General features: G+C 28.1%; 27 protein-coding genes. 23 read left to right on the top strand and 4 right to left on the bottom strand.

The features are described 5' to 3' along the window. From KGF36_RS04720 to KGF36_RS04710, 3 genes are all read left to right on the top strand, one after another. Positions 1-720 carry a lantibiotic immunity ABC transporter MutE/EpiE family permease subunit gene (locus KGF36_RS04720; protein ID WP_227827225.1) on the top strand — a complete coding sequence of 240 codons (720 nt, stop codon included), beginning with the start codon at positions 1-3 and terminating at the stop codon, positions 718-720. 1 nt (position 721) lies between these two features. Next, on the top strand, positions 722-1,477 hold the full coding sequence (locus KGF36_RS04715; RefSeq protein ID WP_227827226.1) for a lantibiotic immunity ABC transporter MutG family permease subunit: 756 nt from the start codon (positions 722-724) through the stop codon (positions 1,475-1,477). Between the two features lie 132 nt (positions 1,478-1,609). Beyond that, positions 1,610-3,001, top strand: a complete 1,392-nt coding sequence (locus KGF36_RS04710; RefSeq protein WP_227827227.1) for a sensor histidine kinase — start codon at positions 1,610-1,612, stop codon at positions 2,999-3,001. A gap of 74 nt (positions 3,002-3,075) precedes the next feature. On the opposite strand, the gene KGF36_RS04705 is transcribed toward KGF36_RS04710, so the two are convergent. Next, the gene (locus tag KGF36_RS04705; RefSeq protein WP_227850160.1) at positions 3,076-3,897 is read right to left on the bottom strand and encodes a pyridoxamine kinase; all 822 of its coding nucleotides are present in this window, start codon (positions 3,895-3,897) and stop codon (positions 3,076-3,078) included. 250 nt (positions 3,898-4,147) lie between these two features. On the opposite strand from KGF36_RS04705, the gene KGF36_RS04700 reads away from it, so the two are divergent. From KGF36_RS04700 to KGF36_RS04690, 3 genes are all read left to right on the top strand, one after another. After that, complete coding sequence (locus tag KGF36_RS04700; protein WP_227827229.1) at positions 4,148-5,302, top strand: amidase domain-containing protein; 1,155 nt, start codon at positions 4,148-4,150, stop codon at positions 5,300-5,302. Positions 5,303-5,484: 182 nt separating this feature from the next. After that, the gene (locus KGF36_RS04695) at positions 5,485-5,685 is read left to right on the top strand and encodes a cold-shock protein (RefSeq protein WP_227434262.1); all 201 of its coding nucleotides are present in this window, start codon (positions 5,485-5,487) and stop codon (positions 5,683-5,685) included. 422 nt (positions 5,686-6,107) lie between these two features. Then, a complete protein-coding gene (locus tag KGF36_RS04690; RefSeq protein ID WP_227434263.1) occupies positions 6,108-6,536 on the top strand; it encodes a CBS domain-containing protein in 429 nt (142 codons plus the stop codon). A gap of 148 nt (positions 6,537-6,684) precedes the next feature. On the opposite strand, the gene KGF36_RS04685 is transcribed toward KGF36_RS04690, so the two are convergent. The 3 genes from KGF36_RS04685 to KGF36_RS04675 all read right to left on the bottom strand — a co-directional run bounded on the left by KGF36_RS04685 (position 6,685) and on the right by KGF36_RS04675 (position 9,059). After that, complete coding sequence (locus tag KGF36_RS04685; protein ID WP_227827479.1) at positions 6,685-7,440, bottom strand: peptidylprolyl isomerase; 756 nt, start codon at positions 7,438-7,440, stop codon at positions 6,685-6,687. Between the two features lie 709 nt (positions 7,441-8,149). Further along, entirely contained in the window at positions 8,150-8,656 is a 507-nt protein-coding gene (locus KGF36_RS04680; RefSeq protein WP_227850161.1) for a hypothetical protein, read from the bottom strand. 82 nt (positions 8,657-8,738) lie between these two features. Then, a complete protein-coding gene (locus KGF36_RS04675; RefSeq protein WP_227434265.1) occupies positions 8,739-9,059 on the bottom strand; it encodes an XRE family transcriptional regulator in 321 nt (106 codons plus the stop codon). A gap of 469 nt (positions 9,060-9,528) precedes the next feature. Between KGF36_RS04675 and KGF36_RS04670 the strand changes: the two genes are divergently transcribed. From KGF36_RS04670 to KGF36_RS04590, 17 genes are all read left to right on the top strand, one after another. Beyond that, positions 9,529-9,969, top strand: a complete 441-nt coding sequence (locus KGF36_RS04670; protein WP_227841959.1) for a hypothetical protein — start codon at positions 9,529-9,531, stop codon at positions 9,967-9,969. A gap of 251 nt (positions 9,970-10,220) precedes the next feature. Further along, a complete protein-coding gene (locus KGF36_RS04665) occupies positions 10,221-10,664 on the top strand; it encodes a DUF6838 family protein (protein ID WP_227850162.1) in 444 nt (147 codons plus the stop codon). Positions 10,665-10,668: 4 nt separating this feature from the next. Continuing rightward, a complete protein-coding gene (locus KGF36_RS04660) occupies positions 10,669-11,733 on the top strand; it encodes a phage tail sheath subtilisin-like domain-containing protein (protein WP_227854577.1) in 1,065 nt (354 codons plus the stop codon). Positions 11,734-11,746: 13 nt separating this feature from the next. Then, complete coding sequence (locus KGF36_RS04655) at positions 11,747-12,175, top strand: phage tail tube protein (protein WP_009896262.1); 429 nt, start codon at positions 11,747-11,749, stop codon at positions 12,173-12,175. Between the two features lie 89 nt (positions 12,176-12,264). Next, entirely contained in the window at positions 12,265-12,711 is a 447-nt protein-coding gene (locus KGF36_RS04650; protein WP_227827235.1) for a phage tail assembly chaperone, read from the top strand. Between the two features lie 26 nt (positions 12,712-12,737). Next, on the top strand, positions 12,738-12,905 hold the full coding sequence (locus tag KGF36_RS04645) for a hypothetical protein (RefSeq protein WP_074080522.1): 168 nt from the start codon (positions 12,738-12,740) through the stop codon (positions 12,903-12,905). Then, positions 12,905-15,352: a hypothetical protein gene (locus KGF36_RS04640; protein WP_227827236.1), complete on the top strand. Its 2,448-nt coding sequence runs from the start codon at positions 12,905-12,907 to the stop codon at positions 15,350-15,352. Before KGF36_RS04645 ends, KGF36_RS04640 begins: the two co-directional genes overlap by 1 nt. After that, positions 15,352-15,774, top strand: coding sequence for a phage baseplate protein (locus tag KGF36_RS04635; protein WP_227827237.1), 423 nt, complete (start codon positions 15,352-15,354; stop codon positions 15,772-15,774). Before KGF36_RS04640 ends, KGF36_RS04635 begins: the two co-directional genes overlap by 1 nt. A gap of 281 nt (positions 15,775-16,055) precedes the next feature. Then, on the top strand, positions 16,056-17,585 hold the full coding sequence (locus KGF36_RS04630; RefSeq protein WP_227854576.1) for an NlpC/P60 family protein: 1,530 nt from the start codon (positions 16,056-16,058) through the stop codon (positions 17,583-17,585). Between the two features lie 15 nt (positions 17,586-17,600). After that, complete coding sequence (locus tag KGF36_RS04625; RefSeq protein WP_227827239.1) at positions 17,601-17,927, top strand: DUF2577 family protein; 327 nt, start codon at positions 17,601-17,603, stop codon at positions 17,925-17,927. Beyond that, positions 17,927-18,355: a DUF2634 domain-containing protein gene (locus tag KGF36_RS04620; protein ID WP_227827240.1), complete on the top strand. Its 429-nt coding sequence runs from the start codon at positions 17,927-17,929 to the stop codon at positions 18,353-18,355. Before KGF36_RS04625 ends, KGF36_RS04620 begins: the two co-directional genes overlap by 1 nt. Continuing rightward, complete coding sequence (locus KGF36_RS04615) at positions 18,348-19,400, top strand: baseplate J/gp47 family protein (protein ID WP_227827241.1); 1,053 nt, start codon at positions 18,348-18,350, stop codon at positions 19,398-19,400. The genes KGF36_RS04620 and KGF36_RS04615 overlap by 8 nt, the downstream gene beginning before the upstream one ends. Then, the gene (locus KGF36_RS04610) at positions 19,397-19,615 is read left to right on the top strand and encodes a YmfQ family protein (RefSeq protein WP_227854575.1); all 219 of its coding nucleotides are present in this window, start codon (positions 19,397-19,399) and stop codon (positions 19,613-19,615) included. The genes KGF36_RS04615 and KGF36_RS04610 overlap by 4 nt, the downstream gene beginning before the upstream one ends. A gap of 8 nt (positions 19,616-19,623) precedes the next feature. Then, positions 19,624-20,094, top strand: a complete 471-nt coding sequence (locus tag KGF36_RS04605; protein ID WP_227854574.1) for a hypothetical protein — start codon at positions 19,624-19,626, stop codon at positions 20,092-20,094. Next, the gene (locus KGF36_RS04600; protein WP_227827243.1) at positions 20,095-21,081 is read left to right on the top strand and encodes a phage tail protein; all 987 of its coding nucleotides are present in this window, start codon (positions 20,095-20,097) and stop codon (positions 21,079-21,081) included. A 21-nt stretch (positions 21,082-21,102) separates the two neighbouring features. Next, positions 21,103-26,280 carry a chromosome condensation regulator gene (locus tag KGF36_RS04595; protein WP_227827244.1) on the top strand — a complete coding sequence of 1,726 codons (5,178 nt, stop codon included), beginning with the start codon at positions 21,103-21,105 and terminating at the stop codon, positions 26,278-26,280. A 17-nt stretch (positions 26,281-26,297) separates the two neighbouring features. Then, positions 26,298-26,651: a CD1375 family protein gene (locus KGF36_RS04590; RefSeq protein WP_227827245.1), complete on the top strand. Its 354-nt coding sequence runs from the start codon at positions 26,298-26,300 to the stop codon at positions 26,649-26,651. Positions 26,652-26,755 lie beyond the last annotated feature (104 nt).

Here is a 26,755-nt window from a genome sequence, read left to right as displayed (position 1 = left end):
ATGGAAAGATTTGTTAGAGCAGAGTTCCAAAAGATGAAAAGAACTTTTGGAATGAGATTGTCTTGGATAGCCCCAATATTTTCTATACTTATCTGTTTTGGACTAGGTGGAGGACAAAATGGTACTTACAATTGGTGGTATACTATGTTTCTTCCAGGAGCAATAACTTTAATTTGTTCTTTAGTAGTACAAAAAGATGAAAAAAAGAAGTATCAAGGTGTCTTGTCATTGCCAGTTGACAAAAAAAATATCTGGACTGGAAAAATACTTTATTGTACCATTATACTTTGTATATCTTCAATTATTTTCATGATAGGGATAGTTTTTATTGGAGTAGTTTATAAGAAAACTATTTTAATAAATCAAAATATTATTGGAACTATAGTACTTATCTTACTATTTATGTGGCAAATTCCACTTTGTATGTTTTTAGCTTCAAAATTTGGTTTGTTTATTACAGTTTTAATAAATATGTTTTTCACTGTGCTTGGAGTAGCTGTTTTTTCAACTACAAGTTCATGGTACTTATTTCCATATTCAATTCCATCAAGATTAATGGCTGCGGTATTGCATATTTTACCAAATGGGCTTCCTGTACCAGAAGGGAATGAACTTTTAAGTACTAATGTTATTTTACCAGGGATATTAATATCTATTGTTTTATTTATATTATTTACTTTAGCTACAAGTGTTTGGTTTAAAAATAGAGAGGTGAAATAATATGGCACAACTAATAAGACTATTTAATTCTGACTTGATAAAACTAAAAAGAACTTACATAGTACTAATACACTTTTGTATTGTATTAGTAGGAATAGGCTTATTTTTAGGATATTACAATATTTCAGGTTATGATAGTATATCAAAGATAGTAGTATATTTACAAGTTATAGCTATAGCTTTTCCTTTATTATCAAGTATTATGTGTTCAATGTGTGTTGAACAAGAATATTACTCAGGAAATTATAAGCATATACTAACAGCATCTAATCCAAAATACCTTACACTCATGAGTAAATATATAATTTTAATATGCCTTGGTTTTGGAGCAACATTAGTTTCTGTTTTAGGTTTTAAATTTGGTATAAATACTATTTTTAATGATAATCTTTTTACACTAAGTTTTTATATGATTTCAATTTTAATTTTAGTTGGAAGTAATCTATTTGAATATATATTACATTTATTCTTAAGTTTGAGATTTGGAAAAGGAGCATCAATTGGAGTAGGTATAGTGGAAACTTTACTCTCAGCACTATTACTAACTGGACTAGGAGATGGTATATGGCAATATATTCCTTGTGCATGGGGCGTTAGATTTGTAAGTGTTTGGGCATCTTTTTCAAGTTCTAAAGAAATTGAATCCATTCAAGAGTTTCAGTTAATAGGTTTAATTTGTGGTTTTGCAACTATTTTTGCATTTGTAATTTTATGTATTTGGTTTTCTAAATGGGAAGGTAAGAAATCTGAAGAATAAAATAACTAATTGTTTATTTAGATTATTTGTATTATTATATTATAGTATAATTTGATAGCATAAAAGAGATAAAAATAATCAGATACATAGTTGTTTATTTGTTAATTAAACTGTTTGGAGGATATGATACGAATGTTTTGGGAAAAAAAGTTTAATAATAAAAAAGTTGTAAAGTTAAGAACTATTTTTGTAAGATATTTATCTGTATTCTTTGTTATAACAATTACTTTGGGAATTCTTTTAGTATTTTTGTTTTCTGTGTTATTATCATTAGGAGTAGTATTGCCATCCAATTATGCAGAAAAGCAAATCTATAAATATAAAGATGAAATTATTTCAAGTGAAAAAGTAACTAAAGATATAATACCAGATTTTTGTGATTATGGAATCTATACTTTAGATGGTAGATTAACTTCAGGAACTTTTAATAATGAAGAAGCAAAAGAAACCTGGAATTTAATGAAAGGTATCGAAGTAAAAAGCGGCCATTCGTCAGACAATTATATAAAACTTTTTAGACCAAATGAAGTATGTATAATAAGATATGATATAGTATCAGAATTTAATTCTCCAGCTTTAAGAAAATATTTACCAAAACCAGAAGTATTAGGGATTATTATTTTTGTTATAGCATTTTTTATTGAAATGGTTATACTATCAAAATCCTTTGGTAAAAAAATTAATGCAAAAATGGACCTTTTGAAAAATGCTACAGAAAAAATACAACAGCAAGATTTAGATTTTACAATAGAGTCTAGTGATATTTATGAAATTGACAATGTTCTTTTTTCTATAGAAAAAATGAAGTTAGCATTAAAAGATTCTTTAGAAAAGCAGTGGAGACTGGAAGAAACTCGAAAAGAACAGATATCTGCATTAGCACATGATATAAAGACACCATTAACCATTATACATGGAAATACTGATTTATTAATTGAAATAAATGAAAATGCTGAGCTATTAGAATATATGGAATATATAGCAAATAGCGCTACTCAGATAGAAAAATATATTAATACTCTAATATACATATCTAAAGCAGATAAAGGTTATATGATTAATAAAGAAAGTATTAATATTGATAAATTTATAGAGGATGTTTTGGTGCAAATAGAAGCACTCTCCAGTACAAAAAGTTTAAGTGTGGAATTTTATAAGCAAGATGATTTACCTAAGAATATAATAATAGATAGAGAATTATTATTTAGAGCTATTATGAATATAATTTCAAATGCTATTGATTATTCAACAAATCAAAGTAATTTATATTTTGATGTATTAGTAAATCAAAGATACTTAAAATTTGTAATTACAGATTGTGGAAGAGGTTTTTCTAAGGAAGATTTATCAAAAGCTAAAGAACAATTTTATACAGGTGATTTAAGTAGGAACTCTAAATCTCATTACGGTATGGGTCTATACATTGTAAATAATATTGTCCAAAAACATGATGGGACTTTGTATATTGAAAACTCTATAAAAACTGGTGGTGCCATGGTAACAATTGAAATACCAATAATTTAATAAATAATATCCATTTTTTAAATACCTAAATTTTATATTATAGGTATTTGCAAAATGGATAATTTTTTTGAATTTTATATACTAGTTAAATCTGATAAAAAGTTTTCAAACATAACCCCATCATTTCTATTGGTATCAAATTGAGATGTGTAATTTATAGTTTTATATATAAAGTCAGTTGCTATATTAACAGCCATTCCCAAATCATATTTATTCACTAACATACCACAAAGTATAGATGTAAATATGTCTCCTGTTCCACTATAAGAGCAATTATTGTATTTAACTGATGTAAAAAATACATGGTCAGTATCTCTATCATAAGCTAAATTTAATATATTATCATCTTCTAATATGCCTGTGATTACAACCTTACTAGGTCCTAAAGAAGATACAGACTTTGCAATATTTATAAGTTCATCTCTATTATAATCCTTTTTTGTATAGTCATTTCCAGTTAAGAAACAGGCTTCTGTTAAATTAGGAGTAGTTAAATCTGAATGTCTAACTAATTCTTTAATTTCATGTCTCATTTCTTCTGTAAAGATTGGATACATAATTCCATTATCACCCATTACAGGGTCAACTACAATAAAAGCATTTGGATAATCATTTATAAAATTTGCCACTATTTCAATTTGATGTTTTGAACCTAAAAAACCACTATATATACTGTCAAAGTTGACTTTTAAATTTTTCCAAACAGTTGAATATTTTACCATCTCATCAGTACAATCTAAAAATGTAAACTCAGGATAACCAGTTTGACTTGAAAGTATAGCTGTTGGAAATGGACAACATTGAACCTTTAATGCTGAAAGTATAGGTATAGCAACTGATAATGAACATTTTCCTATTCCAGATAAGTCATTAATTGCTGCGACTTTTTTTTGCATAAAAAACCCTCCATTAGTATGTATTAATCATAATGATAACAAAATATTTATATACATATATATTACTATAAAAAAAAGAAAAAAGTAGATTATAAAATAAAAATTTGTAAAAAAAACAGTGTATCAATACAATTAATTTTTAATATTGGACATAATAAGATAGAGAATTATTAAATATGAAAATTATTATATATAATAACAGCTTTTTTGTGAATTTATTCGTAAGGTGTACTATTTGGGAGGTGTAGCTTTGAAAATACTGAAAAATAAAAATAAGTACATCAAAGGTATAATGGCATTTGTATTTTTATCTTTAGCTACTACAGCAGGTGTATTTTTAATTAATGATTTAAGTATGAAAAATATGAAAGAAAAAGTTATAGAATCTGCTACTGTTGAAGGTGATGATGTAAAAGACCAGTATAAGCTATTGCTTGAAAATTTATTTGACTACAGAAATAAGGCAATATTGGAGAAAAATGAAAATATTTTAAAAGGCCTTTATGAGACAGAAAAAAAGTTTGGTCTTTGGGCTTATGAAAATGAAGTAAAAAAGATGAAGTATTTAGAAAATTGGTCTAGTAAACAAGGTGTAAAGTTTAAAGATATAAAAACAAGAGTCAAAGTTAAAAAAATAAAAGAAAAAGAAAAAGACTTATATGGCATAATATGTTCTGTATCAACTGAGTATAAGTACTCATATGAAAATCAAAAGGACAAAGAAAATGCATTTAGAATAGGTACATATCATTATCTAAATGTAAAAATCATAGATAATCAATATGTCATAACTAAAGAGTGGTATACAGACCCTTTTGCAGATTCTTTAAATTTAGAAAATATAAAATCTGATGATATAAGAAGCTATATTGGTCAACAAAATGCTGTAGAGCTACAGCTCACAGAGGAGCAAAAGAAGGCTATAGATTATGCACATAAATACTGTGGAGCAGCAGCAGACGAAGAACATGGTATGAAGTTTAATCCAAATTATAGAGATTATAATCCAGAAGGTGGAGATTGTGCCAACTTTGCATCACAGATAATGTTTGAAAGTGGAAAGTTTAAGAAAAATTCAATTTGGAATTATAGTGAAAGAGCAGGAACAAAAGCATGGGTAAATGCACAAGCTTTTAAAAATTATGCTCTCTATAGTGGAAGAGGCTCATTAATAGCTAAAGGTTCTTACGAAGATGTTTACAAAGAAGCTTATAATCTACGTCCTGGAGATTTTGTAGGATATGAAAAAAAAGGTAGAATAACACATGTTTCAACTGTAACAGGATTGGATTCAAGAGGATATCCTTTGGTAACCTGTCATAATACTGATAGAATGCTTGTGCCATGGGATTTAGGTTGGAGTGATAAATCTATAAGATTCCATATAATAAAAATAAACTATTAAAAATGTATAAAGAAAAATAAAGTATAAAAGATAACAATGATTTAATATTATAAATTAAAAAAAATGCTTATTAATGTATAAAAATAATAATAATTGACAAACATAGCTATATGTGATAAAGTAGTAATAAGGTTACAGGAAATAGTAGCTAAATAATTGTGTTTTTTTAGGAGGATTTATTAATGAAAACTGGTGTAGTTAAATGGTTTAACAATGAAAAAGGATTTGGATTTATATCTGTAGAAGGTGAAGGAGATGTTTTCGTACATTTCTCAGCTATAACAGGAGATGGATACAAATCATTAGAAGAAGGACAAAGTGTTGAATTCGAAGTAGTAGATGGAGCTAAAGGTCCTCAAGCTGCTAATGTAGTTAGATTATAATTAAAAATTCATATATATTAGTATTCTAGTAATATGACAGATAAGCCGCTAATCGTTTAGCGGTTTTTTCAGTTTTTTGGAAACTAAATTAATTTCAAAATAAATTAAAATTATTAAAATAAAGGCATTAATAATAAGATAAATATGTTAAAATTAATAGTGTAGAGTAAAATTATTATGGCTAAGTTTAAGTCAATTAATCTCTAGTTAATTTTCTATAAAAAGAATAAGTGACGCTGATAGACCATACAAAAATATTAATAAAGCATAGACATTTAAAGCTATTAAAAGAAAAACGCTTGTTACAGCGTATAGTATCTAAAAAATACTTAGAAAATGAGAAAGGAGAAAGTTACTGCAAAAAAGTAACATTATAAATATTGGATAATATTTGTAAGTTTTCGGTAACGGTGGGTAGTGTAATGAACATATTATTCTTTCTAACACCAAAAAGTGAAGTAGCATATATATATGAAGACTACACTATAAGGCAAGCCCTAGAAAAAATGGAATATCACAAATACTCTGCGATTCCAATAATAAGCAAAGAGGGTAAATATATTGGAACTATAACAGAAGGTGATTTTTTATGGACATTAAAAAACGACTTAAATCTGGACCTAAAAGGATTGGAAGATGTTCCAGTAACAGATATCAATAGAAAAATGGATAATTCTCCTGTTTCCATCAATGCAGACATTGAAGATTTAGTAATAAAATCTTTAAATCAAAATTTTATTCCTGTTATAGATGACCAAGATACATTTATTGGAATAATAAAAAGAAGAGATGTAATAGGTTATTGTTATGAGATAATACGTGGATATAAAAATTTAGCAGATGATAATTAGAAAATTTTTTGAAACTTTTCAAGTTTCTACTTCTATTCTTTGTAATAAAAGAATAATAATATGAAATTAAATTCTTAAACTTTAATATAAAAGCTGTCTTTTCTAAGAATTATAGATAAGACAGCTTTTTTTATCTGTTGTTTTATTATTAGTCGTTGTATTTTACAAGATTTCCATATTTAGCGTTAAGAGCATTTATTTTATTTCCATAAACTTCATTTTGTTTTTGGTATAATAAACTTTTTTCAACTTCAGCTTCAACTTCATCAAATGTAGATTCTGTACTTTCTTGAAGGTCTTCTAACTTTATTATATGGTATCCAAATTGAGTTTTAACTGGCTCACTTACTTCACCTTTAGCCATAGAGAATACAGCTTCTTCAAACTCAGGAACCATTTGTCCTCTACCGAATGTTCCTAAATCACCACCCATATCTTTAGATGGGCAAGAAGAATGTTTAATAGCAGCATCTTCAAAAGATATTTCTTCTGATTTTATTTGAGCAAGTATTTCTTTAGCTTTTTCATCACTATCTACTAGTATATGTTTAGCAGTTGCGCTTTCTGGTTTAGAAAAAGAGCTCTTATTAGCTTCAAAGAATTTTACTTTTTCATCTTCTGTTACATCAACACTAGATAAAACTTTATTTATAGCAAATTGCTTTAATACATTTGCTTCTATCTTTTTCATTTCTAATTTAAATACTTCTTCTTCATCTAATTTTTCTTCCTTAGCATCTAAGAAGAATAGTTCTTGGTTTACTAAATCATTTAATAAATGTTTTTTTCCTTCTTCAGTTTTAAATTGCATTGCTTGATAAGGGTCTAATGATTTTAATGCATTTTCAATATCGATATTAGTTATCTCTTTTTCTCCAACTGTTACTAAAACTTGTTTTTCCATATTTTCCATAATAGTTAACTCCTTTTATAGTGTATTTCATTATTAATATAAAGCTACCAACTTAAATAATATCAGAAAACGATGTATATGTCTAACATTTAAAGTCATATTAAGTCAAATAGACTTAGATTTAATAGAACAAGGTGATTACAATCAATAGAATTGAGGCCATAATTCCCACTATTCCTTCTTCATGTTTAAATTTAAGTGTTTTTACTATTGAATAATAAAAATATATTCCAGTAAAAACTATCTTTAGATACAAGAAAAATAAACTCTTTGGATATATCAAGAAACTAAAAAGAGTAAATATAAATGCAAGTAAAGTGCTTATCCTGTAAAAGAAATCTATTTGTGTAATGTCTTTATATTTTATTATAAATATTGAGTATAAAATGATGTAAATAATTGCAACAATTGTATAAGCAGTAAATAATGTATTTTCAAGAGTACCATTTGAAATTACTATCCACTTATACCACATAATTGGCCAAAAAAATAGTGCTAAGAACTTAAAATAATTATCAAAAAACTTTTCTTTATACATTCATCAAACAACCTTTCTTAAAAAAGCATGTATTTGTTTTTAGAATTTTAAATAATGTGCTATCATTATTATATATTAATATTGAGTTTATAGAAACCAAAATTTGCTAAAATAAATATATAGATTTTTGCTATTAAGTCAATTAAAATTACTACCATTTTATTATGAAATTGGATCAAATATGTAGAAATATGGCAAATTAGTTAATACAAGATATTTATTATTACCAAGTGGTAAAGCTTGTTTTTTTAATGATAAGAATTCCAATCTTTTTTGAAAAAATTTGATATCTACATTAAGTATGTCAGCCATTTCATAAACGCAAGTAATACCAGAATTAATTATATTTATTATATCTTCTTCTGTAATTAAAAATTCACAAGCCCATTTTAAAGCTTTATTTTCACATTTGTCTATAATGATTTTTGTGTAATAATCGTTATAAGAGGATATATAGTATCCAAAACTAGTGAAATGATGTCCAAGCTCCTCTGCTAATATGGATGTAAGTTTATTGGTATTTTGTTTTAAGTTATTGAGTAATGATATAACTTTTATACCATGCCTGTTTATATATAATCCTTCTAAGTCACCTGCAATATGAGTGGTATAATGAATTACTATCTCTTCTTGAGAAGCTAATTCAAAAAGTTTATCCAAATTATTCATAAAAATCCCCCTAATATAGAATGTATGTTTGATGAAAAGTTATATTAAAAGAGCAGAGAAATAAATCTGCTCATTATATAGTTTATTTTTTTTTATATTTATTTAGTAAAAATTCTATATAATCATTAAGTTGTTCTTGAGCTTCTTCAGGCAAGTCTTCATGTGGATTTTTTCTATGTGCCGCAACAGTGTCAATATTTTCCTTAACCAAGGTTCTTCCAAGAAGGTAATCAACTGATACATTAAATACATCAGCCAATTTATTTAAAATATGTTCATCAGGAAATCTGTTTTCTGTTTCATAGTATCCTAAAACTCTTTGAGAAACTCCTACTTTTTCACCAAGTTCTCTTTGAGTAAATCCAAATTCCTTTCTAAGTTCTCTTAATCTTTTGGCAAACATTATAACACCACCTTATGTATAAATTATAACAAATTGTTCTAAAAATTAAAACTGATAAAATAAAAAAGAATAATTTTTTCTAAAAAAATATTGATAAAGAACAAACAATTCTATATAATGGTAATAGATAAGAACAAAATATTCTTAATTATACTAGGAGGAGAAAAGCATGTTTAAAAATAATTTAAAAGATTACAGAGAGTCTATGAGTCTGGCACAAGCTAAACTTGAAAAAAGTAGGAATTACAAATAATTATGTATCAAGAATAGAAAGAAACATAAAAATTTATGATTCATTTTGCATAAAAAAATTCTGTTATTTTAGAACAAAATATAGATAAAATTTTTTAAATATATATAGAACAAAATGTTCTTTAAAGGTTGTGGAATTTGCAATAAGACTATTGATTAGAAACTATCATTATAAAGTTAAAGCTAAAGACAATAAAATATAAAAAGGAGAAATATAATGGATAATAAAAAAGATATATTACTTAAGGAAATAGATGAAAGATTACATAACTACAAGTATTTGGATGTAAAAATAAAGAATATTAACCTAGATATAAAAAGATGTGAAAATGAATACTTTGGATGTGGAGCTGTAGTTTATACTGAAAAGACTAGTACTACATATAATATAAGCTCTTCTGTTGAAAATGAAGTTGTAAAAAAAGAGGAGAGATTAAGAAAATTAAAAATGGAAAAAGATGATATAGAAATAGAAAAGGAAAAAATAGAAAATGCTCTAACTTGTCTAAATGATATGGAAATGGAATTTTTTAATCTATTCTATAATAGTAAGACAAAAAATAACATGACATATATTTCTATGAAATTGCATTTAGATAGAACTTCTTGCTACAACTTAAAGAAAAAGATGATTTGTAAGCTAAGTGAAATATTATAAAAAACATAACACTTTTACAACACTTTATACACACTATAGCAACAACAGCCCCTAAAATATGTGAGATAATGTTATTGTGAAAGAAATCTACAGTGAGGGAGGTGAGGAATTGAAAAATATGATATTACCTAAAAATATAGAGGGAGCATAACAATAGAGAAATTAGATGTATCTTTAAAAATTACTTATGCTACTCATAAGAAGATTGTCACATTAAGTAAAAAAATATTTAGTGATAGAGTGGTGATTATTTGCTTAAATACAAAGAAATATTAGAAACAATTATTGATATACTTAAAAAAAGTTTTGATGAAAGTATTTTTATTGATGATGAAAGTGTGCAAGGCTCTGAAGGGTCTTGTTTTTTTGTAAGTATGGTATCAGCTATTTGTACACCCATAATGTTAAAGACAAACAACAAAGATGTTGTTATGTCTATAAAATATTTACCAAGACCACAATCAAATAATATAAGAATGTATGAAGTTTCAGATGAACTTGATAAACTATTTAATAGAACTGTAAATGTAAGAAATAGAAAATTAAATATAACTAAAATTGAACAAAGTATTAAAAAAGAAGAGTCAATTTATACATTGAACTTTTCAATTACATTAAACTTTCTTGATAGTATATATGAGGAAGAAGAAGTATATGAAAATATGGAAGAAATAAATTTAAACTTAGGAGAGTGATAGTATGGCTATGGGATTACCAAGTATCAATATATCATTTAAGGAGCTAGCTACAACTGTTAAAGAGCGTTCAGCTAGAGGAATAATTGCAATAGTGCTTAAAGATACCAAAGCACTAGGATTCAATGAAATACATGAAAAAGAAGATATACCAGCTGATTTATCTGTTGAAAATAAAGACTATATAAATATGGCTTTGATGGGAAATGTCAATGCACCAAATAAAGTATTAGTTTATGTGCTAGGAGAAGAGGAAGAGGTTCAAAGTGCCTTAGACTTTTTAGAAACTAAAGAATTTAATTATTTATGCATGCCTAAAGCAATAGAAGCTGATAAGACTGTTATCAAAAGCTGGATAATTAAACTTAGAGATACAGACAAAGTTAAAGTTAAAGCTATATTGGGCAAAGTTGCAGGAAATCATGAGGGAATAATTAATTTTACTACAGAAGATGCACTAGTTGGAACAAAGAAGTATAGTGCTGATGAGTTTACGAGTAGGATAGCTGGTATTATAACAGGGACACCTTTAAGTCAATCAATAACTTATACTAAGCTTAGTGATGTTGTTGATATACCTAAAATTACTAAAGCCGATGCAGAGTCAAAAGTTAATAATGGAGAGCTTATTCTTATTAAAGAAGCTGGAGCTATAAGAATTGCTAGAGGAATAAATTCTTTAACTGATTTAACTGAAGAAAAAGGAGAGATGTTCCAAAAAATCAAGATAGTTGACACTTTGGATATTATACATAGTGATATAAGAAAGGTAATTATAGATGACTATATAGGAAAAGTTACTAATAGTTACGATAATAAATGTCTATTAATAGTATCTATAAAAAGTTATTTAGAAGAACTAGAAAAATCTGCTCTTATAGAGTCCAATTCTACTGTTGAAATAGATTTTGAAGCACAAAAATCGTATCTGAAATCAAAGGGAATAGATTTATCTTATATGACTTCACAAGAAATAAAAGAAGCTAATACTGGCTCTAAAGTATTTTTAAAAGCAACAATAAAAGCACTAGATGCTATGGAAGATATAGATTTATCAATAGAAATATAGGAGGATTGTTAATATGGCAAATATGGAAGCTAGAAATGTAATGAGTGGTACTTGGGGAGAACTTTGGCTTGATGGAGATAAAGTAGCGGAAGTAAAGAAATTTCAAGCAAAGATGGAATTTACAAAAGAAGATATTATAATAGCAGGTCAAATGGGAACTGATACGAAGTATATGGGATACAAAGGGAAAGGTTCAATAACTTTATATCATGTTAGCTCAAGAATGCATAAGTTAATTGGAGAGAAAATAAAAAGAGGTTCTGAACCTAGATTTGTAGCTATATCTAAGCTAAATGACCCAGATTCTTATGGAGCGGAAAGAATAGCAGTAAAAAACATAGCTTTTGATGATTTAACTTTAGCTGATTGGGAAGTTGGAGTAAAAGGAGAAATAGAAGCTCCTTTTACATTTACTGAGTATGACTTCCTTGATATAATTTAGTTTTGTATGGATAGTTAATATATATAAATGTAGTTAATAAACATAGACAGTCAGTGAATAGAAATTGATTGATAAAGGAGTAAATAATAATGAGTGAAAATGGATTACCAAAAAATGTAAATATAGTAGACTTACTTTTAAATGCAGATACAGAAAATTTAGAAAGACCAAGTACTATAGTTGAACTAAAAAGATTATCTAATATATTTGGCCAAGAGTTTAAAGTAATGTGTAGAGCATTGACAATAAGTAAAGATGAAGAGATACAAAATATATGTCTTAAAATTGATGAGAATATGAAAACAGATATAGATTTACCAGAAATGCAGATGCTTACAGTTATAGAAGGTATATGTGATTTAGATGGAAATCTTTTATTTAAAAATAAGGAGTTAATGGATAAATTTAAGGCTCCAACTCCAAAGGAATTAGCGAGAAAGCTATTGTTACCAGGCGAAATTACTAATTTATACAGAATCCTTCAAGATGTAATGGGTTATGGTAAAAATGCAGTAATAGAAGAGGTAAAAAACTAATAGGGACGGATACTAAAACGACAATAATGTATTATTATTGGAAGAAAAAAGGTATTAGACCGTCCCTTTTTTATGCAATGGATAAAGGCGAATTAAAGCTTATTGAAGCTTTTTTCGCCTTAGAAATTGAGGAAGAAGTTGAGAAAATGAAGCATGGATATGGAGTTTGTCCTTTGACGGGAGGTGGTATATAGTGGGTAATGTAAGAGAAGAAGGTATAAATATGTATCTTACAGATAATTACACTCCAAAGATGAATCAAATTATATCAGTAACGGATACTTTTAGAAGAGCAACTGTGGCGGTTTCACTTTCAACTAATGTGATGGCTAGTAGTATAAAAAATTCTATTGGAAGTGCAAGTAGTAGATTAAATAGTTTGAATTCTTCTTTAAGAAAAGTTCAGACTACTGCTAGTAGTGCAAGTTCCACTATGACAAAGTTAAGTTCTAGTATAAATGCTACTTCAGGAACGATTGGAAGTTTAAATGGAAGTATTATGAGACTAGCAGTAACTATAGCTATGATTATTGATTATTTCAGTAAGCTGATTCAAAAGAAAAATGAATTGAACTCAAATGCCAAAATTATAATAATATTTGATTTTAAAGCTAAAGAGATTGAAAAAGCTAATTCAAAAATAAGTTTCTTAAGAAGCCTTGCTTCTAATATAAGGCTAAAGATAGAAAATTCAAGTGCAAAAAAGGCACTTGGTAAAGTACTTGAAAAGTTAAAAAAGATTAGTGACAAAGCATGGCCAGTTGTAATAAAAATAAAGGATACAGCTAAGGGTGTTGTAAGTAATCTCTTGGAAAAATTGAAATACTTTATTAAAAATAGCTGGCAAGGAATTGTTAATCTTAAAGATATGGCAAGTAGTATTATAAGTAAGGTATTTCCTAAGTTGAGATTGTTTGCAGGGAAGGTATGGACAGGTGCAATAGCTGTAAAGGATATGGCGAGTGGAATACTTAGTTCTATAAAGGGGAAGATATCAGATTTAACAAATGGTGCTACTATAAGTGTTGCTGTGAAAAAGGGTGTTGACTTACTTGGTCAAGAGCAAAATCAGAAAGTTGTCCTAGAAAGTGTAATGAAAAGAAATACTGGGAGTACTAGTAAAAAAGATGTTGATAAGTATTATGATCGTTTAGTAGATATGGCAAATGATACACCTTTTGATCCTGAAGATGTTGTTGCAATGGGAACTAAAGCTAAAATGATTAGTAATATTACTGGGGGTAAAAAAGAAGAAGATATAACTCAGGCTATGGTAGATGTTAGAGCTTTAAATATGGATACAAGTAGCACACAAGATGTATCAGCAGCTTTTTTAAGTGCAGCAAAGGGTAATATGGAATCTCTTAATACTTTGGTAGGAGAAAATTATAAAACTTTTGATGAAGCATTGGAAGGTATAAGTATAAAGCAAATGGGACTAGCTAAAGAAATGAGTGAAACAATACCAGGTATAATAGCTGCTGCTCAAACAAGTATTAATAATGGTTTGAAGAGTATTGTTAAACCTTTCGATGATATTTTAGGTCAAGGAATAAAGAAAATAAAAACTTTTATAGAAAGTGGGTTATCAAATTTAGCTAGTCTATCTAAAAGAATGGCTGAAAAGATAGGTAATGTAGTGAATGGTAGAGGAATTACTAGTAATAAAGATGAACAAATGCAATTTAGAAGTATAAAGAATAAAAAAAGGATTCCTGATTCTACTCAATTTAGACTTTCTAGTGAAGTTGAAAAACGTAAAATGATGGCTGAAAATAAACAAGAAAATTTTGAAAATAGTGCAGCAAGAATGATAGGGAATGCTCCAAAAGCAATTGTTAACACAGGAAGTACCCTATTACAAAATATTGACTTTACTGCACTGATAGATTCATTATTACCAGTAGTAAACTTAGTAAATAATTTACTAGACAGTATAAACAATAAATCACCAATTGCACAAGGGTTAATAAGCATATTTGGTACGATAGTAACTACAGCATTTCAGTTGATAGGACCTGTAGTTGAGGCTGTTAGTCCCATTATTACGAGAATCTTTACCTTTTTAGGAGAGCATGCTCCACAAATAAATTATTTTATTGAAACTATGGGTAATGTATGGAAAACTGTATGGGAAACATTAGGTCCAATTTTAGAAGAGGCATGGAAGTTTTTGGAGCCACTTTTAGATTCTTTTCTTGATGCATTAAAAAACTTATCTGATTTTATAAATTTAATTTGCGATTCATGGAAGAAGATGGTTAAGTCTATAAATGAAAGCCCTATAACTGCTAAAATAGGTAAATATATTACAGAGAGAAGAAAGAAATATGAAAAAGAAGGTATGGACAGTGGATTAGCTCATGATTCAGGTACAAATCCTGATATAAATGCATTGTTTGGAAATGCCTTTGGATTAAATTATGTACCTTATAATGACTACCCAACAAGGCTTCATGAGGGGGAAATGGTTCTAACTAAACAAGAAGCCAATCAATATAGAAGCGGAAAAAGTGGTGGAAATATAAGCATAGCCAAGTTAGCTGATACAATAGTAATTAGAGAAGAAGCTGACATAGAAAAAGTTACATCAAAATTAGTTTCAAGTATAAAAATGGCACAATTGGGAGGTGTATTATAATGGAAATGTGGCTTAGACAAGCAGAAGATAGATTTAGATTTCCAGTATTTCCATCTTCCTTTAGTATTAATGGAAAAGCTGCTGTAAACTCTTCTAGTATACTCAAAATAGGTGAGATAGCGACTTTTGGAGGTGTAGCTCTTAAAAGTATTTCAATGTCAAGTTTTTTTCCAAATAAAGACTATACTTTCTGTGATTATACAGGTTTTCCATCGCCATATGACTGTGTAAATAAGATTGAAAAATGGATGAATGAAGGGCTTATATTAAGGTTTACAATTACAGAAACAAATATAAATATGGAGGTCATAATTGAGGGATTTAACTATGAAGAAAGAGATGGGACTCGAGATGTGTATTTCACATTAGACTTAAAAGAGTATAAAAGAATAAAAATACCAAAGGTAACTCCAAAAAAATAGCTATTATGGGTAATAAGTTGTAAATAACTGCTGATAGAGTTAAATGAAAAGGCAGGTGATTTTTTATTATTAAAATTTGGGTACACATAAAAAATGGAAGTATATATGATATAACTGATATAGTAGATAAAGTTTCTTGGTCAGGTGATTATAAATCTCCATCAAGAACTCTAGAGTTTTCAATAATCCAATCCTCTTTTGATGTGAATTTTCAACAAATAGATATACCAATAGCTAGTACGATTTGTTTTTATTTAGATGAGAAAGAGCTTTTTAGAGGAATGATAATTAATAGGTCTAAAGATTCAAGTAGTAATGAAATTAGTTTTGTATCCAAAGATATGGGATTTCTACTTACACAAAGTGAAGTGTCATACAATTTTAAAGACAAGTTAGTTGAAGATATAGCAAAGCAAGTATTTGCTGAAAATAAGCTTGCAGTTGGTACAATAGCAAAGACTAATGTTAAGTATACTAAGATGTTTATAGGAGTAAATGGATATGACACGATAATGAGTGCATATACAGAGGCAAGTAAAAAGACAAAGAAAAAGTATATGATAGAAGCCAATTTAGATAAGTTTAATGTTATTGAAAAAGGAACTGTTACATTAAGTGTTATGTTTGAAGAGGAATTTAATATTATAAATACCACCTTTTCAGAGAGTATGGAAAATGTAAAAAATAAGGTAATAGTAGTAGACCAGTATGGAAGTAAAATTAGTGAAAAAATAGATAATGAAATTTTTAAAGAAGTAAATGTAATAATACAAAAAGTAATTCAGCAACAAGAGAATCAAGATGTAGATGTGGATAGTGAGTTTAAAGGTATAGAAAAAAGCTGTTCTCTTAAAGGTTATGGAGATGTAAGTTGTATAACTGGTAGAGGGGTAAAAGTTAAAGATTCTTATACAAAGCTTGTAGGACTATTTTATATAGATACAGATAAGCATACCTGGCAAAATGGAGAGTATCAAATTGAACTTGAACTTAATTTTCAAAATCTTATGGATGAAAAATCAGCAGGACAGGATGAACCTAAGGAAGAAAGTAATTTAGGAGGAGAAGGTTATACAGGGGGAAAAGAGTTTACAGCAGAATTTACAGCTTACTGTCCTAGAAAAGAAGAAGGTGGAGATACAGATTGTAGAAAGAAAAAACTTGACCCATCTAAAAAAACTTGTGCTGCTCCTATGGTTGGTAAATATGAGCAAACTTATTATACAAAAGAGTTTTTAAATAAACATCCTCTATTGAACTATGGAGATGAAATACAGGTAATTACAGGAGTTTCTGGTCGTGATGGAGTCTATAAAGTAAATGATGTAGGACCTGCAATAACCATAGAAAAGAATGGAACATACCACATAGATATTTTATTTGGAAATGTTGAAGAAGCTAGTAAATTTGGAAGAAGAAAAGGAAAAATTATTATTGGTGGTTATTCTGGTAATGTATCTGATAAAGCTAAAATAGTAATATCAGAAGCAAAAAAACATCTAGGTAAACCTTATAAATGGGGTGGAAATGGACCAAGTAGTTTTGACTGTTCTGGTTTAATGGTCTATTGTTTTAAAAAAGTTAATGTTAGTTTACCAAGAACGTCAAATCAACAATCTAAAAAAGGCAAGAAAGTAGAACAAAAAAATCTTCAAGCAGGAGATTTAGTATTTTTTCATAATCCAGTCAGCCATGTTGGACTATATATAGGCAATGGAGAGTTTTTACATGCTCCAAAAAAAGGTGATGTAGTTAAAATAAGTAAGTTAAGCAGTAGAAAAGATTTTAATACAGCTAGGAGAGTATTATAAAAGGATGGTGATATAATGGCTAATCCAATAAATGAATTTATAGGAATAATAAGAGAAGAAGGAAAGTATCATAACCAACCTTCTTTTTTTATTGGAAAAATTGAAAATAAATTACCAGATTTAAAAATAGAGACAAATAACATCATATTAGAAAAAGAAGATATTTTGATAGATAGTTGGATGCTTGATAGACAGATAGAATCATTTGATACAGAAACCAATCAAGAACACAAACATGAAGTAAAAAATCCATTTATAGATACTTTTGAATCTGGAGATATGGTAATAATGTTTAGAATAGGCGAAAAATTTGCTGTTGTAAGTAAGTTGGTGAGCTTATAATGAGTACAATATTTCCCTTTATAGGTGTCCCAGAAGATTATATCTTGCCTAAAACGGAAGAATTGCCAATCTTTCGTGAAGTGGCCTGGGATTTTGAAAAAGATGAACCTGTTTTAGAAAAAGGTGACTTTAAAATAATTGAAAAAAAAGAGGCCTTAAAAGTTTGGATATACAAGTGTATAAGGACAAATAGATATGAACATGAGATATACTCTTTAGAATATGGGACAGAGCTTTCAGAACTAATAGGACAAAAATATACAAAAGGCCTTACAGAAAGTGAAGCTAGTAGATTCATAAAAGAGGCCCTTCTAATAAATCCATATATATTAGAAGTAAATGTAAAAAGTGCTAACTTTAACAGAGACATATTGAGTGCAAATGTAAAAGTATCCACTATCTATGGGGAGGTGGAAATAAATGTATAGTGACCAGACATATGAAGTAATAAAAAATAGAACTCTTGAAAATATTAAGCTTGATATTTATAAGGGTGAAGGTTCTTTTCTAAGCAACATGGTATCTGGAAATAATCTAGAACTTTCAAAGATATATCTAGAACTTTTTAAGATACATAAAATGGCTTTTATACAAGACACATATAACCAGTTTCTCGATAAAAGAGTCAATGAATTTGGTGTATATAGAAAGTTGGGTACAGAGTCAAATGGAGAAGTTGAATTTATTGGAGAGAAAGGAACTGTAATAAGTAATGGCACAGTAATATCATATAGAGATTTACTATTTGTAGTAATAAAAGATGTAACTATTGGTAGTGAAGAAGGTGACAATAGCCCAGTTCAAGCTCTAGAAGTTGGTAAGAAATATAATTTACCTACAAATTGTGAATTTAAATTAGTTGATAATATATCTGGAGTTACAAAGATTACTAACACAAGAAGTTTTGAAGGTGGTACAGATATAGAGACGGATGAAGAACTAAAGGAAAGATTTTATAAAATCCAAAGAAATCAAGCTACAAGTGGAAATAAAGCTCACTATGAAGAATGGGCTTTGGAAGTAGATGGAGTCTATAATGTTAAGGTTTATCCAAGATGGGATGGTCCAGGAACAGTTAAGGTCTTGATATTTGGGAAAAATAATCAAGCCGTTGATACAGAAACGATTGAAAGGTGTCAGCAACATATAGATGAAGAGAAGCCTATTGGACCAACTATAACAGTTGTGACACCATTACCAATAGAAATAAATATAAGTGCAGTAATGAAACTAGAAGATGGATATACATTAGACAATGTCAAAGAATCTTTCTTAGAAAGTATAAATACATACTTTAGAGATATTAGAGGAGAGATAATCTATACAAAAGTCATGGGAATACTTATAAATACTGCTGGTGTACATGATTTAAGTAACCTACTTATAAATGGAAGTACAGACAATATAACTATTAATGAAGATAAAATACCTAGTGTAACAACTGTTAATTTTAGTGAGGTGGAAAATCAATGAAGCTAATTGATAAACTACCATCATTTGATAGAAATTACATTGTAGAAGAGATACAAGGTGCATACGATACAGAATTAAATATTCTTAAAGAAGATATTGATGATACTTTTAACCAATTATTTGTTGATACAGCAACATGGGGATTAGATATGTGGGAAGATATACTCTGCATTGAAAAAAAGAACTTGATTTTGACACAAGACGTAGCAATATAAAAGCTAAAATGAGAAGCAGAGGTACTAGTACTATTGATGTTATAAAAAGTATCTGTGAGGCATATACAAAATCAGAAACAGATATAAAAGTTTATAGTGATAAGTTTACATTCGTACTGAGTTTTATAGCAAATAATTGTGACTATAAAACTCTTTTAGATTGTAGTGATATGATTGAAAAGGTAAAGCCTGCGCACTTGTTACATTATCTAGAGCCTATAATATTAGATGAAAGTATGGTTTATTGTGGTGGAGGTATGGTGTGCAGTGAAGAGGTAAAAGTTCATCCATACTTTGAACCAATTATAAAGTGTAGCGCTGTTGTAAATTGCGGAGCTGGAATGATAAGTAGAGAAGAAATAAAGGTCTATCCTTTAAGTATTAAATGTATTGAGAGTAATTGTAAGATTAATATAGCTATTGCAAATAATACTGGTGTAGAAAATGTAATAGTTTATCCTAAATCGGAGGTGGTATAGTTGGAAGAAAAGTTTTATATAATATTAACCAAAATTGGTAGAGAAAAAATAGCAAATGCGACTGCACTAGGAGAGCTTGTAGGATTAACCAAGTTTCAAGTTGGAGATAGTAATGGAGAATATTATGAGCCGACAGAAGAGCAAACTGCTTTAAAGAATGTAGTTTGGGAAGGAAATATAAATTCTCTAAGAATTGATGAGAAGAATCCTAATTGGATAGTTATAGAGACTATTTTACCAGGAACAGTTGGTGGATTTATGATAAGAGAAGCTGCTGTTTTGGATAGTGAAAATAATATAATAGCTATAGGCAAATATCCAGAGACGTATAAGCCACGTGCTGAAGATGGAAGTATTAAAGATTTAGTTGTAAAGATGATTTTACAGCTGTCTAATACTTCAAATATTACATTAGAAGTAGACCCTACATTGGTTTTTGTAACTCAAAAGGATATTCAAGATTTAGATGATAAGTTTGATAAGAATATAAAAGAAATAAAAGTAAACATTGGTGATGTAAATATATTAACTACAGATTCCAAAGATTTATCAGGAGCTATAAATGAGGTAGTTAAAAAAATAGAAAACATATCTTTTGATGATGTTATAAGTGGTCAAATACAAACTGATATATCAGTATTAAAAAATAGCTATAACAAATTATCTGAAAAAGTGCTAGATATATTAATATACCTAGAATTAGAGTCAGAAGTAACTGTAGATGAGGCTGGTTATTGGTATGATACATTAGCAAATGGAAATAACATAGTAGCTATAGAAGGACTTAAGTTAGATTTAAATAGAAAATGTATAACAGGTGAAATGGGTAATGTGATTTTTAGAGATGTGGTATTGCCATTTAGTGCAAATAGAGTTAGATATATACATGAGATGGATAATAACTTTGTTGAGACAAAATCTAGTAATACTTATTTAAAAGAACAAAAAGATATAACTCTAAATAAGTATTCATATGAAATAAGATAAATAAAGGGGGGAGTTCTGATAATGAAGCAAAATAAACTTTTACAACGTGGTGCTTATTTTAACGATAAGAATATATTGATTGATGATTTTGATAAAAGATATAATGATTATGATTTTGTAGCATTTTTTACTGGTATAAGTAATAGTACCTTTGGTTTAAAATCAGATGGGAATTTATATGCTTGTGGTGATAATACAGGTTTTCAATTAGGACTTGGAAAGGATTCGTCAGAGAGAAGGATGTTTAGTAAAGTAAAAATTGATAATGTAAAATACGTATCTTGTGGTTCAAAGCATAGTGTAGCAGTAACTAAAGATGGATTTGCATATGGAGCAGGAACGAGTAATGTAGGTCAATTAGGTGTAATTGAGTCTACAGTATATTATGAATTTACTAAGTTACCGATAGATGATGTAAAAACTGTTGCATGTGGTTATGACTTTACTTTTATACTTAAAAATGATGGAACATTATATTCAGCAGGTTTAAATTCAAGTGGTCAACTTGGACTAGGTGATACTAACAACAGAGCCACTTTCACTAAGGTGAATATAGATAGTGTAAAGGATGTAGTAACTTATAATCAATCTGTATTTATCATAAAAATGGATGGGACAGCACATGCATGTGGATTAAATTCAAGTGGGCAGTTGGGAATTAATAGTACTTTAAATAAGAGTGTTTTTAATAAAATAGAAGGTATGGATAATGTAAAACAGATAGCGTGTGGTAGTAGTCATACAATCCTTATTAAGAATGATGGAACTATGTATACTACAGGTGCTAATAGTGTTGGTCAACTTGGTACAGGAAATAATAATAATTCAATTGTATTTACTCTTTCTAGTATAAATAATGTTAAGTATGCTTCTTGTGGAAATGGTCATACTATGATATTAAAATATGATAATACACTATTTAGTACAGGACAAAATAATTATGGTCAACTAGCAAATGCCAACAAAGATGTAGCAGCAAGAAATACTTTTGTTAAAGTTAATGTAGAAAATATAAAAGATATTAAGTGTGGTTCTCAATTTAATTTTTTAATAAATGGTTCAAAAGAGATATTTGTATCTGGCTGTAATTTAGCAGGTCAACTTGGTTCATTTTTTCATACAACTTTTCTGTATGAGTTTTCAAAGGTACAATCTTCAAATTTAGATAATTATTCAGGTCTATTGGTCAATGATGATTATTTGTATGTTACAAAGGATAATAGTGAATTTTTAAATGTAAAGTTAAGTGATAATTTTCAAGATTATAAGAAGATAGAGTTGACAAATAACAATATGTTTATTGTTATGAATGATGGTACATTGTATGCTTGTGGGTTAAATAATAATGGACAGTTAGGACTGGGAGATACTATTAATAGGTCAGTTATGACTAAGGTAGATATAGATAATGTTTTGGATATAAAGGGAAGTGGAAGTTCTACTTTTGTGCTTAAGAATAATGGAACTTTATATTCTTGTGGTTTAAATAATAGTGGACAATTGGGTTTAAGAGATGAAGTTAATAGAAATATATTTACAAAAATAGAAATAGAAAATATAAAGGAGTTTTGTGTAGAAAGCAGTTATGTAATAGCCTTAAATCATTCAAAAGAAGTATATGGTTGGGGGAATAGTTCTTATAATAATATAGAAAGAGCTTCTAATTATCCATATAAGCAGGGAATAAGTAATATTGAAAAGATAGCAGTATATGATTATTCTGTATATATGATAAACAGTGAAGGGAAACTATATGTTTCTGGATACAATTATAGTTATCAATTAGGTACAGGAAATAATAATAACCAAAGCAAAGCACTAGTATCTCAATGTAGAACAAACTCAACATCTTCTACATCAAATGGCATTAGAACGTTACCTAAAATAACTGATGTTTTTCCTTTTTATGATGGCTGTGCAATAATTGACGAAAGAGGTTATGTTTATTTAACAGGATATCATGGATATTTAAGAACATCAAATAGTAGTCCAAGTATATCTGATTATTCAAGATATGGAATTTTTATTGAAGCTACAAATTCAAATCATAATACTTATTTTATACAAGAGACTGATTTTAGTGGAATTGAAAAAGTAATAGGGATGTCAAATAATATATTATTTTTTAAGAAAGGAAGTTCATATATTACTGGATATCCAAAAACATTTGGCTCAACCATTACTGGATATAAAAGTTACACTAGTATTAATTCTGAGATTTCTAATTTAGGAAGTAATTTTATAATATATCATAGTAATTCCAAGTTATATGGAAAAGGGATTGCTAATAGTGGGCAATTTGGGAATTCAACAAATATAGAGGGTGCAAGTAATTATGATACAGGATTAAAAGACATAAAAGATATAATTGTAAAAGGAAATACTGTAGTAGTAGTAGATAAAAAGAATAATATATACGTAACAGGAGCAAATCAATTTAACAAACTAGGTATAGGAGAATATAATAATGAACCAATAAGAAAATTCACAAATATAACTGAACAATCAAACTCATTTATATTTATGGATGATATAAAAGAAATTACAACATCAAGAAATACAATGTTTATAGTCAAAAATGATGGTACAGCCTACGCCACAGGAAATAATAACTATGGACAATTAGGTTTGGGAGATACAATAAATAGAAATAAGTTTACTCAAATAAACCTTGATAATATAAAGAAAATATCAACAAGTATAGATGGTAACACAACATTTGCAATTAGAAATGATGGAACACTATATTCTACAGGATTAAATACTAAAGGACAGTTGGGACTAGGTGATATAGTAAACAGAAATACCTTTACCAAAGTAAATATACAAAATGTAAGAGATGTTGTTTTAGGAACTACTCACTCACATGCAATCAAAGATGATAACACACTATATTCATGTGGAGAAAATACTCATGGGCAACTGGGCTTAGGAAGTGAAAGTAACCATCCAGATGTATTGACATTTACAGTGAACAATATAACCAATGTAAGAGATGTATACTGCTCAGATACAACAACATTCATTGTAAAGGATACGAATATTGCATATTGTTGTGGATACAATAATAATTCACAGCTAGGTATGGGAAATACTACTGACCAATACAGTTTTATAAAGTGTATGGAAAATGTAAAAGAAGTTATACCAAATGAAATAAATACTTATATAATAACAATCTATAATACGGCATATAGTACAGGATTAAATACTGATTATTGCTTAGGTCTAAATAGTAATAGTAATCAAAGTTCATTTTCTGAAATTCCAATTTCAAATGTAGTAAAAGTAGCTCCAAACAGAAATAATGCAGTACTTTTACTTACAAGTGAAGGTGATGTATATACTGCAGGTAAATGTAGTAATGGTTCAGGTACAGGAAGTGAGACTCCAGAGAAGATTAAAAAAATAGCATCAAAGGCAAAAGACATAAGTATGAGTTGTAGATGTGGATATTATGTAAGTGATAATGGTGACTTATATGGCACAGGTTTTAATGATTATGGACAATTAGGTCTTGGTGATGTAGCAAAAAGAGATACATTTATAAAAACCAATACAAGAGTAAAGAAAATACTTCCTCTAGAGTATGCTAATATAGCAATAAAAGATACTAATGATATATATATTTGTGGATTAAATAATTATGGGCAATTAGGTGTTGGTAATAGATATGATAGTAGAAATAATGATAATAGAATATTTAATTATAAGCATATGAATTTTGTAATGGGAGATTTAACATCTATTAAAAATAGACATAATTTTATACTTCTAAACAATAAGATAGTTATACCTACTACAAAAGATATAGACTATGGCTTAGTATTAGGAAACTTATATAAAGGAGACCTTTATACTGAACTTCCATATGAAAATATAAAAGAAGTATCTATTTCTAAAACTCATATTATTGTATTGCTTAATGATGGAACAATGTATGGATGTGGTACAAACTACCATGGAGAACTATTACAAGACTTGTCTATAAATCAAGTAGATGAATTTGTGCAGATTAATATATCAGATGTAAAACATGTTTCATGTGGAGATAACTTTACTTACTTTATAAAATCTGATGATAGTCTTTGGTCTATTGGTAAAAACTCAGAGTACCAATTAGGTATAGGTCATAATAATCCAGTTACTGAATTACAAAGAATTACAACTGTATCTAGCTGTAAAGAAGTACATTGTGGTAAAAACTATACATTAGTAGTAACTACAAGCAATGAATTATTTGTACAAGGGTATAATGATAAAGGTACTTTAGGATTAGGAAGTGATAGTGAAAATACTATAATTAAGTTCTTTACAAAAGCATTAACAGACATAAGAGAAATAAAATCTTTTGGAAGTGACCATATATTAGTACTTAAAAATGATAATTCAGTATGGGTTACTGGGAAAAATAGAGATGTATATAAAATTGAACAACCAGTAGAATTTTTAAAAGAATTTACTATAGTACCTATTTCTGAAGATGTAAATACAGTAAAGGATGTGCTTGCAACAGACAATACATTATATATTATATCAGAAGTAGGAACAACAAATGCTGCTATAGAAATTACTGAAAAGTCAATTTCATCAATTAAGATAAAAATACAAGACCCTAATAAAGATATAAGCAGAATAGAAATGCTTATAAATGGAGAAAGTATAAAATCTATAAGTGACTTAACTACTGAAAAAATATCATTTGAAGTACCACCAGATAAAATTAAGATAGGAGAGAATAAGATACTATTTAGAGCTTACTGTAAAGGTGATGATTTATATGCATCTTTATTTATTTTTAAAGAGAGTACTGGAAATTCTATAATTAAAGACTCTTATGTTATGATAGGCAATAGAATGTACAAAGTAGTCAATACAACATCTAATGAGCAAGATATTACAATTACACTAGATAGAGGTCTTGAAGAAGATTTAAACCTTGGAGACCCTATATATCAATTAATAAATAAGACTAAGGTTCAAGTAAAAATAAATAAATCTGATTTATTTAAAGACATGAAACTAGTTGAAATTAAAAAATCAGATTCAAGCTATCAAGAAATCTATGAATTAGAAGAAGCCAACATAAAAAGTGCTCAACCTAAAATCATAGTAGAAAAAGGAGATAAATGGACAGCTATAAAACGTCCATCTATGATTTTTAGATATGATGCAGAAAACAACGAATCAGAAGCTTAAAATGGAGGTGTTAAAAATTGTTTAAATTTGATAAAAACAAAATAGAGCAAATCAAACAAGGTAGAAAAGTAGAAATGCAATATAAAGATATTTCAGACATAAGTGCAGGTCAAGTAAAGCAAGATGATGATATAACAAGTAACTTTATAGCAAATGCAGAAATATATGAGATGTTATTAAGTCAAAGTCTTGTCAATGAAGTTCGCAGTATAAGCACATTTAACACATCAAAATCTGGAGGTGAAAGTGGAATGGTAGAAGTATATGTAGCATTAATTTTAAGAGGAAAGAAAACTATAGAAGAGGTACCAACAATAATTAGAGAACAAGTTAGAATTAGATGTGAAGAACTAGAAATACCAGTTGAATAGTAAACTTAGAATAACTATATAGTAGTTATTTTTTTTATGCAAAGTACAAGGTCTTACTTACTAAAGTCAAGACCTTGTACTTATTTTTTGCTATATTAATATTT

The organism is Clostridioides sp. ZZV14-6009 (assembly GCF_020658095.1).
Taxonomy (GTDB): domain Bacteria; phylum Bacillota; class Clostridia; order Peptostreptococcales; family Peptostreptococcaceae; genus Clostridioides.
This window is presented reverse-complemented; position numbering and strand designations above follow the sequence as displayed.